The 13,789-nt window shown below is 72.1% G+C and carries 13 protein-coding genes and 1 pseudogene; 8 read left to right on the plus strand and 6 right to left on the minus strand.

The features are described 5' to 3' along the window. Positions 1-433: pseudogene (locus AOK00_RS32180) on the plus strand (ECF transporter S component); the annotation flags it as partial. Positions 434-719: 286 nt separating this feature from the next. Beyond that, a complete protein-coding gene (locus AOK00_RS32185; protein ID WP_055603703.1) occupies positions 720-1,121 on the plus strand; it encodes a transglycosylase SLT domain-containing protein in 402 nt (133 codons plus the stop codon). Between the two features lie 186 nt (positions 1,122-1,307). On the opposite strand, the gene AOK00_RS32190 is transcribed toward AOK00_RS32185, so the two are convergent. Then, complete coding sequence (locus AOK00_RS32190) at positions 1,308-1,901, minus strand: TetR/AcrR family transcriptional regulator (protein ID WP_055603704.1); 594 nt, start codon at positions 1,899-1,901, stop codon at positions 1,308-1,310. Positions 1,902-2,023: 122 nt separating this feature from the next. On the opposite strand from AOK00_RS32190, the gene AOK00_RS32195 reads away from it, so the two are divergent. Beyond that, positions 2,024-3,133, plus strand: coding sequence for an NAD(P)H-dependent flavin oxidoreductase (locus AOK00_RS32195; RefSeq protein WP_055603705.1), 1,110 nt, complete (start codon positions 2,024-2,026; stop codon positions 3,131-3,133). 126 nt (positions 3,134-3,259) lie between these two features. On the opposite strand, the gene AOK00_RS32200 is transcribed toward AOK00_RS32195, so the two are convergent. Beyond that, positions 3,260-4,438 carry a steroid 3-ketoacyl-CoA thiolase gene (locus tag AOK00_RS32200; protein WP_055603706.1) on the minus strand — a complete coding sequence of 393 codons (1,179 nt, stop codon included), beginning with the start codon at positions 4,436-4,438 and terminating at the stop codon, positions 3,260-3,262. A 251-nt stretch (positions 4,439-4,689) separates the two neighbouring features. Between AOK00_RS32200 and AOK00_RS32205 the strand changes: the two genes are divergently transcribed. The 3 genes from AOK00_RS32205 to AOK00_RS32215 all read left to right on the plus strand — a co-directional run bounded on the left by AOK00_RS32205 (position 4,690) and on the right by AOK00_RS32215 (position 7,823). Continuing rightward, positions 4,690-5,937, plus strand: a complete 1,248-nt coding sequence (locus tag AOK00_RS32205) for a cytochrome P450 (protein ID WP_055603707.1) — start codon at positions 4,690-4,692, stop codon at positions 5,935-5,937. A gap of 126 nt (positions 5,938-6,063) precedes the next feature. Then, positions 6,064-7,158, plus strand: coding sequence for a DUF2330 domain-containing protein (locus AOK00_RS32210; protein WP_055603708.1), 1,095 nt, complete (start codon positions 6,064-6,066; stop codon positions 7,156-7,158). After that, positions 7,155-7,823: an O-methyltransferase gene (locus AOK00_RS32215; RefSeq protein WP_055603709.1), complete on the plus strand. Its 669-nt coding sequence runs from the start codon at positions 7,155-7,157 to the stop codon at positions 7,821-7,823. The genes AOK00_RS32210 and AOK00_RS32215 overlap by 4 nt, the downstream gene beginning before the upstream one ends. 60 nt (positions 7,824-7,883) lie before the next feature. Here the strand turns inward: AOK00_RS32215 and AOK00_RS32220 are convergent, their stop codons facing one another. Beyond that, positions 7,884-8,756 (minus strand): alpha/beta hydrolase, encoded by an 873-nt coding sequence (locus AOK00_RS32220; protein ID WP_055603710.1) that lies wholly within the window; start codon positions 8,754-8,756, stop codon positions 7,884-7,886. A gap of 173 nt (positions 8,757-8,929) precedes the next feature. Further along, positions 8,930-10,108, minus strand: a complete 1,179-nt coding sequence (locus AOK00_RS32225; protein WP_055603711.1) for a serpin family protein — start codon at positions 10,106-10,108, stop codon at positions 8,930-8,932. Positions 10,109-10,120: 12 nt separating this feature from the next. Between AOK00_RS32225 and AOK00_RS32230 the strand changes: the two genes are divergently transcribed. Together AOK00_RS32230 and AOK00_RS32235 are read left to right on the plus strand one after the other, a co-directional pair. After that, positions 10,121-10,447, plus strand: coding sequence for an antibiotic biosynthesis monooxygenase family protein (locus AOK00_RS32230; protein ID WP_055603712.1), 327 nt, complete (start codon positions 10,121-10,123; stop codon positions 10,445-10,447). Between the two features lie 106 nt (positions 10,448-10,553). Next, positions 10,554-11,039, plus strand: a complete 486-nt coding sequence (locus tag AOK00_RS32235) for a GNAT family N-acetyltransferase (protein WP_055603713.1) — start codon at positions 10,554-10,556, stop codon at positions 11,037-11,039. Positions 11,040-11,065: 26 nt separating this feature from the next. On the opposite strand, the gene AOK00_RS32240 is transcribed toward AOK00_RS32235, so the two are convergent. Further along, positions 11,066-11,884 carry a hypothetical protein gene (locus tag AOK00_RS32240; RefSeq protein ID WP_055603714.1) on the minus strand — a complete coding sequence of 273 codons (819 nt, stop codon included), beginning with the start codon at positions 11,882-11,884 and terminating at the stop codon, positions 11,066-11,068. Between the two features lie 91 nt (positions 11,885-11,975). Beyond that, the coding region (locus AOK00_RS32245) for an MDR family MFS transporter (protein ID WP_055603715.1) at positions 11,976-13,789 on the minus strand (1,814 nt) is incomplete at its 5' end.

A 13,789-nucleotide genomic window follows, 5' to 3' on the forward strand; every position in this document is an offset into this window, starting at 1 on the left:
GGGGGCGGTGGGGGGCACCCCCGCTCGGACGGAGCCGAGAGCTCGGGGGAGGCTGCGCGGCCGGGGTGAGCTGCTGATGCTCTCGGTGTACGGGTTCGTGGCGGCGTTCGCGTACGGCACGATCATGAATCTGCAGGGCTGGGTGCTGCTCCAGGGCCTGAGCAGCGGGATCTCGTTCCAGCCGGGCGCCCCGCTGCACGAGAACCTGGTCCGCTTCCTGGCCTATGTCACCGCCACCTCCCTCGGCTGGGACCTGGGACGGGCCGTTCTGACCGTGGTCCTCACCCTCACCGTCGGCGGCACGCTCCTGAAGGCCCTGCGGCGGGCGACCCGGCGGGCGAACTTCGAGGCCCAGGTCACATTCGAGGGCCCCGGGAAGCCCTCTCCGGGTGAGCCGCCCCACAGGACCTACGTCACGTACGAGCCGGAATAGTAGTCGGGCGGTACCCGCGCAAACCGCCCACAGCAGGGCATGACCTGCGGAAACACCCCACACCCACCTCGCGGGACCTTCCGTCGACGTCCGAACCTCCCTCGTACAGGGGGTCGTTGCATCGGCGTTCCAGCCCTGCTTGTCTGGTGGACGTCGCCAGGCAGCCGGTGCTCACCGCAGCGCCTCGGACGGCCGGTTCCCCCCAGTTCCCGGGTTCCCCGGGCTCTGGTTCCGGCTTGCCGAAATCGCCTGACGCATCCCTTGTTCCCGAAGTTAGGCAGAAACCTTGATCCGCTCGATCACCACTCGTGTCGCCGCCCGCAAGAAGACCTTCGCCGCCTCCGCAGCCGTGCTGCTGGGTGCGTCGGGTGCGGTGCTCGGTACGACGGGCACGGCCTCGGCCGCCAGCCCGCAGGATGTCGCCCGGCAGATCGTTCCCGCTTCGCAGTTCGCCTCCTTCAGCAAGATCGTTTCGCACGAGTCCGGCTGGAACCCCAAGGCCACCAACTCCTCCAGCGGCGCCTACGGCCTCGTCCAGGCCCTCCCGGCCTCGAAGATGTCCTCGGCCGGTTCCGACTGGAAGACGAACCCCGCCACCCAGATCAAGTGGGGTCTCAACTACATGAACGAGCGCTACGGCTCCCCGAACGGCGCCTGGGCGTTCTGGCAGGCCAACGGCTGGTACTAAGAGTCACCGCCGCGCAAGCGCCCACCCGCAAGGCCCCGCCTCCCGTCAGGGAGGGCGGGGCCTGCGGCGTTTCCGGCCCCGCCCGGCCCCGGCCCCTCAGCCGCCCGGACCAGCCGCCCGGACTCCGAGCCGCCGCCAGCCGCCCGGACTCCGAGCCGCCGCCCGGACTCCGAGCCGCCCGGACCCTCAGGCGCCGAGCAGCATCAAGGTGTGCGGCCAGAGGTCGTCCATCACCGACGGGTCGTTCCTGAGCTTGGCGAAGAGCACCATGCCCTCCAGCTGGGCGACGACCGCGCGGGCCACCGCGCGCGTGGCGCGGTCCTCCGGGACCGTCCCGTCGGACGCCGCCTCCGCGAGGACGCCGGCGACCAGGGCGATCTGCTCGTCGAAGATCTCCTCCAGGCGGGCCCGGACGTCGGGCTCCTGGGTGCTCAGCTCCAGGGCGAGGTTCCCGAGGAGACAGCCGTCGACCGTGCCGGAGGACTCCTTCGTCCGCCGCTGGAGGTCCACCATGCCGTCGAGCAGCCGGTGGAGCCGTTCGAGCGCGGGCTCGGCACCTTCGAGAGCCCCCGTCCAGCAGGCGCGCTCGCCCTGCCAGTACGCGTCGACGACCTCGACCGTGAGGGCCTGCTTGGACTCGAAGAAGTGGTAGAAACTGCCCTTCTTCACCTCGGCACGGGCGCAGATCTCGGCGACGCCGAGACCGCTGTAACCGCGGCGGCGCATGAGGTCACCGGTGGCTTCGAGGAGCCGTTCGCGTGCCGTGCTGGTGCGTCCCATGGCGGTCACTATACGGGCGGTCAACTATTCGGATCCCGCCCTCTGTGGATTTTTAGTTGACCGGTCGTCTAGTGTCCTGGGCATCCGCGGGCACAGGGCCCGCCGAGACACCGGAGGCCCCGATGCCCGCCACACCCGCACACCGCATGAGGCCGGGCCGGCTCGGGGACCTCCTCGGCATCGACATACCCGTCGTCCAGGGCCCGTTCGGCGGCGGGCTCTCCTCCGTCGAGCTGACCACCGCCGTCTCGGAGGGCGGCGGACTCGGCTCGTACGGGGCGCACGTCCTCTCCCCGGAGGAGATCACGGACCTGGTGGCGGAGCTGAGGACGCGCACCCGGCGCCCGTTCGCGATGAACCTCTGGGTACCACTCGACGAGGAGACGGCTCCCGGACCGTCCGACGCCGAACTCGCCGCCCATGCCGCCCGGCTGAAGCCCTACTACGAGGAACTCGGCGTACCGGCGCCGACCGCCGCCGACGTGGCGGCTCGGCCGGACTACGAGGCCCAGCTCGACGCTCTCCTCGCCGCCGCGCCGCCGGTGATCAGCCTGGTCATGGGGCTGCCGTCGCCCCGGCTCGTCGCGGAGACACGGCGGCTCGGCATCGCGCTGATCGGCACGGCGACCACGGTGTCGGAGGCGGTGGCCCTGGAGCGGTCCGGTGTGGACGCGATCGTCGCCTCGGGCAGTGACGCGGGCGGCCATCGGGGCGCTTTCCTGCGTCCGGTACGGGAGTCCCTGGTCGGCACGTTCTCGCTGGTCCCGCAGGTGGCGGACGCGGTGACGGTGCCGGTGGTCGCGGCGGGCGGGATCGCCGACGGCCGGGGGATCGCGGCCGCGCTCGCCCTCGGCGCGGACGCGGTCCAGATCGGTACGGGCTTCCTCGCCGTCCGCGAGTCGGGCGCGAGCGAGGTGCACCGGCGGACGCTCGGCACGCCCGAGGCGCGCACGACGGTCCTGACCCGTCTCTTCTCCGGCCGCACGGCCCGCGGCATCCCGAACCGCTTCGTCCGCGAGATGGCGGCCCACGAGGACGCCGTACCGCCGTACCCCGTGCAGAACGCCCTGATGCAGCCGATCCGCCGGGCGGCGGGCGCCACGGGCCGCGCCGCGTACGTCAACCTGTGGGCCGGCCAGGCGGCGGCACTCGCCCGTACGGGGACGAGCGCCGCCGAGTACCTGGCGGATCTGGTCACGGAGGCGGCCGGAGCGGGCGCCGCCGGCCGCTGAGTCTTCCCCGTAGCCGCCGAGTCCTCTCCGCGGCCTCCGAGGGATACCCGCGGCCGCTGAGTCTTCCCCGCGCCCGCCGAGGGCTCCCGCAGCCGCCGATGGCTCCCGCCCGGTCGCCGCGGGCCCCTACAGCCGCTGAATGATCGTCCCGGTCGCCACCGCTCCGCCCGCGCACATCGTGATCAGCGCGAACTCCTTGTCGCTGCGCTCCAGTTCGTGCAGGGCGGTGGTGATCAGCCGGGCGCCGGTCGCGCCGACGGGATGGCCGAGGGCGATGGCGCCGCCGTTGACGTTGACCTTCACGAGCCCGTCCAGGTCCCGGTCGAATTCCTGCGCCCAGCTCAGCACCACCGAGGCGAAGGCCTCGTTGATCTCGACGAGGTCGATGTCCCGGAGCGACATCCCGGCCTTGCCGAGGACGGCGCGCGTGGCGTCGATCGGTCCGTCGAGGTGGAAGTGCGGGTCGGCGCCGACCAGGGCCTGCGCGACGATCCGGGCGCGGGGCTTCAGCTTGAGGGCGCGGGCCATGCGCTTGGATGCCCACATGATCGCGGCGGCGCCGTCGGAGATCTGGGAGGAGTTCCCGGCGGTGTGGACGGCGGTCGGCATGACGGGCTTGAGGCGGGCCAGGCCCTCCATGGTGGTGTCGCGCAGGCCCTCGTCGCGGTCGACGAGCCGCCACATGCCCTGCCCGGCGGCCTGCTCCTCCTCGGTGGTGGGGACCTGGACGGCGAAGGTCTCGCGCTTGAAGCGCTCCTCGGACCAGGCGTTCGCGGCGCGTTCCTGGGAGAGCAGGCCGAGGGAGTCGACGCGCTCACGGGTGAGGCCGCGGTGGCGGGCGATGCGCTCGGCGGCCTCGAACTGGTTGGGCAGGTCGACGTTCCACTCGTCGGGGAAGGGCTTGCCGGGTCCGTGCTTGGATCCGGAGCCGAGCGGAACGCGGGACATGGCCTCGACACCGCAGCTGATCCCGATGTCGATGACGCCGGCCGCGACCATGTTGGCGACCATGTGGCTCGCCTGCTGGGAGGAGCCGCACTGGCAGTCGACGGTGGTGGCGGCCGTCTCGTAGGGGAGGCCCATGGTGAGCCAGGCCGTGCGGGCCGGGTTCATGGACTGCTCGCCGGCGTGGGTGACCGTACCTCCGACGATCTGCTCGACGCAGTCGGCGTGGATGCCGGTGCGCCCGAGGAGTTCGCGGTAGGTCTCGCCCAGGAGGTAGGCGGGATGGAGGTTGGCGAGCGCGCCTCCGCGCTTGCCGATGGGGGTGCGTACGGCTTCGACGATGACGGGTTCCGCGGCCATGAGCTCGTCCTCTCCTCGACCGGACGGGGCGTCCCGGCAGCCCGTCGGTCGGCGTCACGGGGGAACTAGTACGCGTTCTAGTTCTGAGTGCAGTCTTATGACTGCTACCGCGGGTACGCAAGGGTCCGGGAGGCAACACTTCCCGTTCCGGCCCTTGCTACTTGTAGAACTCGTTACTAACTTTCCCGGCAACTCCTGACGGCCCATCAGATCCCCTCATCAGATTTCCTCAGATGTGGAGTGTGTTGCCGATGCCCTGTCCCCACCTTCCCGAGGGGTTCGACGCCACCGACCCCGATCTGCTCCGCGACCGCGTCCCCTTCCCGGAGTTCGCCCGCCTGCGGCAGACCGCACCCGTGTGGTGGTGCCCCCAGCCGCCCGGCATCACGGGCTTCGCGGACGACGGGTACTGGGCCGTCACGCGCCACGCGGACGTCAAGTACGTCTCGACGCGTCCCGAGCTGTTCTCCTCGAACGAGAACACGGCCGTCATCCGCTTCAACGAGCACATCACCCGGGACCAGATCGAGGTCCAGAAGCTGATCATGCTCAACATGGACCCGCCCGAGCACACCCGGGTCCGCCAGATCGTCCAGCGCGGCTTCACCCCGCGGGCGATCCGGAACCTGGAGACGGCCCTGCGCGACCGCGCCCACGCCATCGTCGACGAGGCCAAGCGCGCCGCGGACGCCGACGGCACCTTCGACTTCGTCACCCGGGTCGCCGTCGAACTCCCCCTCCAGGCCATCGCCGAACTCATCGGCGTCCCCCAGGAGGACCGTTCCCGGATCTTCGACTGGTCGAACAAGATGGTCGCGTACGACGACCCCGAGTACGCCATCACCGAGGAGATCGGCGCCGAGGCCGCCATGGAACTCATCGGCTACTCGATGAACATGGCCGCCGCCCGCAAGGAATGCCCCGCCGCCGACATCGTCAGCCGGCTCGTCGCCGCCGAGGGCGAGGGCAACCTCTCCTCCGACGAGTTCGGCTTCTTCGTGCTGCTGCTCGCCGTCGCCGGCAACGAGACCACGCGCAACGCCATCAGCCACGGCATGCACGCCTTCCTCACCCACCCCGACCAATGGGAACTCTTCAAGCGGGAACGACCGGCGACCGCCGCCGAGGAGATCGTGCGCTGGGCGACCCCCGTCGTCTCCTTCCAGCGGACCGCCACCCAGGACACCGAGATCGGCGGCCAGAAGATCGCCAAGGGCGACCGCGTCGGCCTCTTCTACTCCTCCGCCAACAACGACCCCGAGGTCTTCACCGACCCCGAACGCTTCGACATCACCCGCGATCCGAACCCCCACCTCGGCTTCGGCGGCGGCGGGCCCCACTTCTGCCTGGGCAAGTCCCTCGCCATCAAGGAGATCGAGCTGATCTTCAACGCCGTCGCGGACGCCCTGCCCGACCTGACCCTCGCCGGCGAACCGCGCCGGCTGCGGGCCGCCTGGCTGAACGGGGTGAAGGAACTCCGGGTCCGCGCCGGGGCCTGAGCGTGCGGAGTGGGGCGGGACGGAACCGGCGCCGGTGCGGACACCTGCACCGGCACCCCATGGACGGAACCGGAACCGGAACCTCACGGACGGAACCGGAGGGGCACCCGGCACGTCCCACCCCGCATGCGGGGGACACACAGAATTCTGACCACCATCGTCGCGCTGCTCGCACTCCAGCTCGGTTCGCTCGTCGCACCGGCGTACGCCTGCGGCTGCGGCGCCATGATCCCGACCAAGGACCAGCGCATCGGCGTCGACCGCGAGGAGTCGGCCGTCCGCTGGGACGGACGGACCGAGACCGTCGTCATGCGCTTCAACGTCCACGGCGACGCCGAGCACGCCGCCTGGATCATGCCCGTGCCGAGCCGCGCCGACGTCACCCTCGGCGACCCCGCGCTCTTCGACGCGCTCGACCGGCTCACCGAGCCCGAGCAGCGCGACCGCTTCCACTTCTGGCCGCGCGAGGGCGACTGGCCGTTCGACCTCGACCACGGGGACGGGGCCGGCGCCCCGCCGCCCGGCGCCGGCGGTGTCGGCGTCGTCGGCCGCGAACGGCTCGGCCCCTTCGACGTCGCCCGGCTGACCGCCACCGACCCGGACGCCCTCGGCGACTGGCTGCGGACCAACGGCTTCGAGCTGCCCGAGCGGCTGACCGGCGCCCTCCAGCCGTACGTGGAGCGACGGTGGGAGTACGTCGCCGTCCGCCTCGCACCGCAGCAGAAGGACGCCGTCCTCCAGGGCGAGCTGACCCCGCTGCGCATCACCTTCGCCTCCCCCGAACTCGTCTACCCCATGCGCCTTTCGCGGCTCGCGAAGACCTCCCAGAGCCTCGGCCTCTACGTCCTCGCCGAGCACCGGATGGAGCCCCGCTCCCCCATCGGCGGCGACGCCCCCGAGGTGACCTTCGCCGGCCGGATCGAACCCGAGGGCCCCGTCGCCGGGCTCGCCGGGCAGCAGCCGGTCCAACTCACCGTCCTGGAGCAGGAGTTCCCCCACCCGGAGCGGATCGACGACGACCACCACCTGCGGGCCGTCGCCGACACCCCGTACCGCCGGGTCGAGTACACCGACCGACTCCTCACGGTGGGCGGCGGAATCCCCGTGTGGCTGCTGACGGTGGGCGGCGGTCTGCTCCTCGCCGCCCTCGCGACTCTCCTGGCCGTACGAGCGGCAAGGCGCCGCCCGACGGCCGGCCCCGGTGTACGTTCGGCCGCATGACGAACCCTCAATGGAACGCGGTCGACGCCTACTTCACCGAGACGATCGCCCCCGCCGACGAGGCGCTGACCGCCGCCCTCAGCGCCTCCGCGGCGGCCGGGCTGCCCGAGATCGCCGTCGCCCCCAACCAGGGCAAGCTCCTCCAGCTGCTCGCCCACATGCAGGGTGCCCGGAACATCCTGGAGATCGGCACCCTCGGCGGCTACAGCACGATCTGGCTGGCCCGGGCCCTGCCCGCCGACGGCCGGCTCATCACCCTCGAGTACAACCCGGCCCACGCCGACGTCGCCCGCGCCAACCTCGCCCACGCCGGCCTCGACAAGCTCGTCGAGGTCCGTACCGGCCCGGCCCTGGACAGCCTGCCGCAGCTGGAGGCGGAGGGCGCGGGCCCGTTCGACCTGGTCTTCATCGACGCCGACAAGGTCAACAACCCCCGCTACGTGGAGTGGGCCCTGAAGCTCTCCCGCCCCGGCACGGTGATCGTCGTCGACAACGTGGTGCGGGGCGGCAGGATCACCACCCCCGACCCGGACGACCCGGCGATCACCGGCACCCGTGAACTCTTCGACCTCGTCGCCGCCGAACCCCGCCTGGACGCGACGGCCATCCAGACGGTCGGCACCAAGGGCCACGACGGCCTGCTGCTCGCCCGCGTCGTGCGTTAGGCCCTGTCGCGGGTGTCTCCCTTCCCCGCGGCACGGAGGGAAGGGAAACACCCGGGCGGGTCAGGCGAGGCCCGCCAGCAGTTCCGCGAAGAGCGCGGGCCTGCTGAAGTAGCCGACGTGCGAGGCGTCCAGGGTGTGCACCTCGAACGGGTTGTGCGGCGTCAGCTCGTCGGCCTTGCGGATCATGTAGTCCTGCACCGCCGGGGTGATGCTCGCGTCCCCGGAGAGCCGGACGTAGGTGTGCGGGACCCGGCCCCAGCGCTCCGCCGTGACCAGCGCCCCCGGTTCCAGCACCCCGTGGTTCTCGTCCGGGTCCAGGGTGTCGAGCAGCGCTCCGAACGTGCGGTCGGTGGAGTCGGCCATCACGGCGGCCTTCAGCTCGGCGAACACGGCGGGATCGGCATGGGCCGCCCGCCAGTTCAGCCGGACCACACCCGGATCGGCGGACTCGCCCGCGAGCGGCACGGCGATCCGCGCCACCGCCGCGTCCAGCAGGTTCTCGTCGGCCACGTCCCACGCCTGGGTGAGCATCGCCGGGTCGGCGAGGCAGAACGCGGAGAGGTAGACCACCCGGTCCACCAGGTCCGGCACGGCGTCGGCGACGGCGCCGATCGTCAGACCGCCGAGACTGTTGCCGACCAGCACGACCGGCCCCAGCGGGGCCAGCCGCCGCAGGACGTCCGTCACGTGCCGGACGTTGTCCCGCAGCGTGACCCCGCTCATCGGGGACGGGGCCGCGGCCAGCGCCGTCAGGTCCTGGGGCTGCCGGTAGTAGGCGGCGGGGCCCTCGGCCCGGTCGCCGTGCCCGGGCAGATCGACGGCGTACGAACGGTGTCCGAGCAGCGCCAGCTCGTTCTGCAACGGGCCCCAGGCCCGTGCGTTGCTGGAGCCGCCGTGGACGCATACGAAAGTGGGGCGCGAGTGTGCGCGCATGGGGATTCCTCGTCATCAGGAGGCGAACGGTGGACGCGGGTCCGGGTGCCGGGCATCAGCCCGGCACCGCGGTCAGCACCCCGAACGGGTGCGGATCGCCTGCCAGTTGTGGATGACGGAACACATACGAGCGACCCTAACAGAACGGAGCGTCTCGCGACCGCGCGAGGGTCCTAAGCGACTCCGGAACGCGCCCCGCCCGGTGCGCTCCGGCGCCAGCCCGCGAAGAGCGGGAGCTCGCCGGACGCGTCGAGGACGACCACGCCGAAGGGCCGGTCGAAGGCGATCCGCTCCACGACCTGGTGGCGGGGAGGGGCCGCGCTGCGGGTCATCGCCACCTGGGTCACGGCGGCCGCCTCGACACCCTCCTCCGCGACCTCGACCAGCGCCTCCTGCACCACCTTGGAGACGATGAGGGCGGCCGGGGACAGGCCCGAGAAATCGGCCCCGGGCCGCACCGACCGGCCGACGCCGAGCGACGGCAGATGGGCGTCGGCCTCGGTCTTCGTGCGGAGGGTGAAGCGCGGGAGCGCGAGGTCGGCCGCGTCCGCGGCGAGCGGCTGCCGAGCCGCGGGCCCGGCCCAGGCGGCGGGCAGGACGTCGGCCGGCCCGGCGCCGGGCCGGCCGAGAGCGAACCGCACCCGGGCGGCCTCGTCACCCGCACACGGCAGCTCGACGACGGTGACCCCGTCCACGGACCAGACCCCGTCGGCCGGAATCCGCTGCCGCATCGTCGGTACGGGCCGGGTGTCGCCCCAGCCGTCGGTGAAGGGCTCGTCGCGGGTGAGGTGCGCCGGGAAGGCCGTCAGCCAGGAGGCCTTCAGCACGAGGGCGTTGACCAGGACCAGGTCCTCGGAGCCGTCGAGCCCGAGCGGCAGCCGCTGGACGCGCCCGCCGGTCGCCCTCCGTATCCAGTCGTCGAGTTCGTCCTGGGCGACGGCGGGAATCTCGCCCAGGGACACGTCGTCCGTCGCCCCGAACACCTCGTCGGGCAGCTCGAACCAGGCCGGCGCTCCGCGCAGCACCCCGAACTCCACATCCGGCAGGCCACGCCGGAAGGCGTCGAGCACCGACACCCTGCTCCACACACCGGCCGCCACCACCAGCCCGTCCGTCACCGCGAGCCGCCGCCCCGCAGCGGTCACCGCCTCGGCGGCCGCCTCCCCGTCGACCCCGAGCAACCCCCGCAGCTCCTCGGCGGTCCGGCCCCGGGCCCCGGACGCCACGGCCGCGAGCGCCAGCCACAGCCCGGCCGGGGAACAGACGAAGTCGTCATCGCCCAGCCAGGGCAACCAGCGGGCCGCCAGGGCCCGTACCGCGTCCGCCTCGAAGGCGGTGGGACCGGGAGTCATATCCTGCCTTTCATGAGTATCGTGAAGATCAACGTCCTGACCGTGCCGGCCGAGCAGCGTGAGGTTCTGGAGCAGCGCTTCGCCTCCCGGGCCGGGGCCGTGGAGGGGTCCGACGGCTTCGAGTGGTTCGAGCTGCTGCGCCCCGTCGAGGGCACCGACCAGTACCTGGTGTACACGCGCTGGCGCAGCGAGGAAGACTTCCAGGCCTGGATGAACGGTTCCATGAAGGCCGCGCACGGGGGCGGTGGCGCCGAGGGCGGCGAGCGGCCCAGGCCCGCCGCGTCCGGTTCCACCCTCTGGTCCTTCGAGGTCGTCCAGCAGGCGTCCCCGAAGAGCTGACCCTCCGGCCCGGTACCCGGCCCCGCGCCCGGCTCAGCATCCGGCCCGGCACCCGGCCCGGCATCCGGAGAAATCGAGCTGCGTCCCAGGTCACGCGCGCCGCACAATGACGCGCATGACCTGGACCTTCTCCCCCGAGCGCGTCGACACCCCGGACGCCACCGCCCTGCGCCGCGACTACTACGACGACGTCGCGAGCCGCTACTGGAAGCGTCCCGCGACGCGGGCGGAGATCGACGAGGGCCTGACGAACGACGGGGTCGAGCTGCTCACCCCGCCGACCGGGCAGTTCCTGGTCGCGCGGTACGAGGGCAAGCCCGCCGGCTGCGGCGGGGTGCTCCTCCTCGACGGGGACCGGGCGGAGCTCACCCGCGTGTTCCTGCGCCACGCCTTCCGCGGCCTGGGCGGGGCGGGCGCGCTCCTGGGGAACCTGGAGGACGCGGCGCGCGGGCTCGGCGCCCGCCGGATGGTCCTGAACACGCGCCTCGACCTGGTCGAGGCGCGTGCCCTGTACACCCGGCACGGGTACGACGAGATCCCGGCGTACTGCACGGGCCCGTACATGGACATCTGGTACGGCAAGGACCTCTGACCGACCCGCGGCCGCCGGGGCTCCGGTCAGCGGCTCCAGACGACGACGTCGAAGACGGCGCGTGTGTCGGAGGCGAGACCTGCCAGTTCCTTGACGGTCAGGCGGGCGAGGCGGCCGTCGTTCGTCGCGGCGCAGACGACCATGCCGGTCCTGAGCTCCGTTTCGGTCGAGGTGCCCAGGGTGTCGATGTCCCGTGCGCAGTCCGCGTACGAGGGCGTCTTGTTCGTCGAGTCCTTCCAGACCAGCGCCTTGACGTCGTCCCCGGGCTGCAGCATGTGGCCGCCGAACGGGTAGACGGAGAAGTCGTTCTCCGCGCGGATCTCGGACTCCACCGGGGGTGCGGAGTCGAGGTCCTTGTCATCCGTGTACGTGATCACCAGGGCGCCCTTCCACTCCTCCGTGCCGCCCGGCTTCGCGGGCGGGGCCGCTGAGGTCGGCGGCGCCGAGCTCTCCTCGCTCGTCGAGGTCTCCCCGCTCGTCGTGGGCTCAGGGCTCTGCGAGGAGTCCACGGAAGAGTCCTCGCCGCTCCCGCCCTCCGCCCCGGACGGGCCGGTCGAGCTCGTCACCGGGGTCTGTGCCTGCGGCGGCGGGGCGTCGCCGTCGTTGTTGGTGGCCACCAGATACGTACCGACGACGCCGATCATCGCCGCCACCAGCGTGGCCGCCGCGCCGATCCAGGCACCCCGGTGCGAGGACGTACGCGTGACGACGATCGGCGCCGGGGCGCCGTACCCACCGCCGTACCCGCCTCCGTAGCCGTCGTGTCCGCCGTTCGCCGGCCCGGCCGGCGGGTGTCCCGGCGGCGCCGGCCAGCCCTGGCCCTGGCGTGGTTCTTCGCTGTTCATTCCTGCCCGCTCCCCCTGTGATGCGATCTTGGAGGGGACAGCGTACTGAGGGGTTCTGAATGACTGTCATACAGGGCGTACGGCCGCGCACTCACCCGGGGTGGTCGCGGGGCGGCCCCGGGTCGTGCGGGCGCCCCCGGTCGTGCGGGCGCTCCGCGTCGTGCGGGCGCTCCGCGTCCGGGCCGCTCAGCTCGGCCGTCAGTTCCTCCCCGAGTTTCACCAGGTCGGTGGGCCGGTCGGGTCCCCACCGGTCGCCGAGCAGCTCGGCGAGCGACTCCTCGCGGGCCGCGGCGAGCAGGGTGGCCGCCTGGACGCCCTCCTCGGTGAGCATCAGCTGGAGCCCCTCCCTGGTGACCAGGCGCCGTTCCTCGACCTGCCGGGAGGCCTCCGTGATCACCCGCAGCGGTACGGGCACGTACTCGGCGAGCCGGGTGGGTTCGACGGTGCCGTGACGGCGGATCCGGAGCAGCAGCCAGCTCGCGGCGGGCAGCAGGTCGAGCCCCGCGCGGGCGGTGATCCTCTCGTAGATCGCCCTGCGGCCCTCGCGGGAGCCGAGGACGGACAGGGCGCGGGCGCATTCGTCGCACGAGGAGCGATCGGCGGGGTGGGCGGCCGGCGTCCGGCCGGTGTCGGGCGCGGTGACGGAGGCCCGCAGCTTGTCCTCCTTGAGGAACCAGGCGACGACGAAGGCGGCCAGGACGACGGGCGCGGCGTACAGGAAGACGTCGGTGATGGACGTGGCGTACGCCTGCAGGACGTCGGGGCGCAGGTCGGCCGGGAGTGCGGCGACGGTGCGCGGGTCGGCGGCGACCTGTTCGGGGCCGATGCCGGGCGGGAGGTCCTGTCCGGAGGCGGTGGCGGTGGCGAACACGTCGTCGAGTGTGCGGGTGAGCCGGCTGGTGAAGATCGCGCCGAAGGCGGCGACGCCGAAGGAGGCACCGATGGAGCGGAAGAAGGTGGACCCGGAGGTGGCGACGCCGAGGTCCTCGTACGGGACGGCGTTCTGCACGACCATCACGAGGACCTGCATGACCAGGCCGAGGCCGACGCCGAAGACGAAGAAGCAGACGCTCATCTGCGCGGTGGAGCTGGCCTCCGTCAGCCCGTGGAGCAGCAGCAGTCCGATGCAGGTGACGGCGGTGCCGGCGATCGGGAAGACCTTCCAGCGGCCCGTGCGGGAGACGATCTGGCCGGTGACGGTCGAGGTGATGAAGATGCCGACGACCATCGGCAGCATGTGCACGCCGGACATGGTCGGGGTGACGCCCTGCACGACCTGGAGGAAGGTCGGCAGATAGGTCATCGCGCCGAACATCGCGAAGCCGATGACGAAGCTGATGACCGCGACCAGGCTGAACGTCCGGATCCTGAACAGCTTGAGCGGCAGCACGGGTTCGGCCGCTCGCCGCTCGACCTGGACGAACAGGACGAGGAGTACGGCTCCGAGGACGGCGAGTCCGATGATCTGCGCCGAACCCCACGCCCAGGTGGTACCGCCGAGGGAGGCCACGAGGACCAGACAGGTGGCGACCGAGGCGATGAGGAAGGTGCCGAGGTAGTCGATGGTGTGCCGGGTGGAGCGCCCCGGGATGTGCAGGACGGCGGCGATCACGAAGAGGGCGACGATGCCGATCGGCAGGTTGATGTAGAAGACCCAGCGCCAGGAGAGCTGCTGGGTGAAGACCCCGCCGAGCAGCGGACCGAGGACGCTGGTGGTGCCGAAGACGGCGCCGAAGAGCCCCTGGTACTTGCCGCGCTCGCGCGGTGACACGAGGTCGCCGACGATCGCCATGGACAGCACGATGAGACCGCCGCCGCCGAGGCCCTGGATGGCGCGGAAGGCGATGAGCTGCGGCATGTTCTGGGCGATGCCGCAGAGCGCGGAGCCGATGAGGAAGAGGACGA

This window comes from Streptomyces aureus, from assembly GCF_001418135.1.
GTDB lineage: Bacteria > Actinomycetota > Actinomycetes > Streptomycetales > Streptomycetaceae > Streptomyces > Streptomyces aureus_A.

Excerpts from the sequence above, each read along its gene's own strand:
- AOK00_RS32220 (WP_055603710.1), bottom strand. The coding sequence starts at position 8,756 with ATGCGCGCACACTCGCGCCCCACTTTCGTATGCGTCCACGGCGGCTCC.
- AOK00_RS32205 (WP_055603707.1), top strand. The coding sequence starts at position 4,690 with ATGCCCTGTCCCCACCTTCCCGAGGGGTTCGACGCCACCGACCCCGAT.
- AOK00_RS32210 (WP_055603708.1), top strand. The coding sequence starts at position 6,064 with ATGCGGGGGACACACAGAATTCTGACCACCATCGTCGCGCTGCTCGCA.
- AOK00_RS32190 (WP_055603704.1), bottom strand. The coding sequence starts at position 1,901 with ATGGGACGCACCAGCACGGCACGCGAACGGCTCCTCGAAGCCACCGGT.
- AOK00_RS32195 (WP_055603705.1), top strand. The coding sequence starts at position 2,024 with ATGCCCGCCACACCCGCACACCGCATGAGGCCGGGCCGGCTCGGGGAC.
- AOK00_RS32240 (WP_055603714.1), bottom strand. The coding sequence starts at position 11,884 with ATGAACAGCGAAGAACCACGCCAGGGCCAGGGCTGGCCGGCGCCGCCG.
- AOK00_RS32225 (WP_055603711.1), bottom strand. The coding sequence starts at position 10,108 with ATGACTCCCGGTCCCACCGCCTTCGAGGCGGACGCGGTACGGGCCCTG.
- AOK00_RS32230 (WP_055603712.1), top strand. The coding sequence starts at position 10,121 with ATGAGTATCGTGAAGATCAACGTCCTGACCGTGCCGGCCGAGCAGCGT.
- AOK00_RS32215 (WP_055603709.1), top strand. The coding sequence starts at position 7,155 with ATGACGAACCCTCAATGGAACGCGGTCGACGCCTACTTCACCGAGACG.
- AOK00_RS32235 (WP_055603713.1), top strand. The coding sequence starts at position 10,554 with ATGACGCGCATGACCTGGACCTTCTCCCCCGAGCGCGTCGACACCCCG.
- AOK00_RS32200 (WP_055603706.1), bottom strand. The coding sequence starts at position 4,438 with ATGGCCGCGGAACCCGTCATCGTCGAAGCCGTACGCACCCCCATCGGC.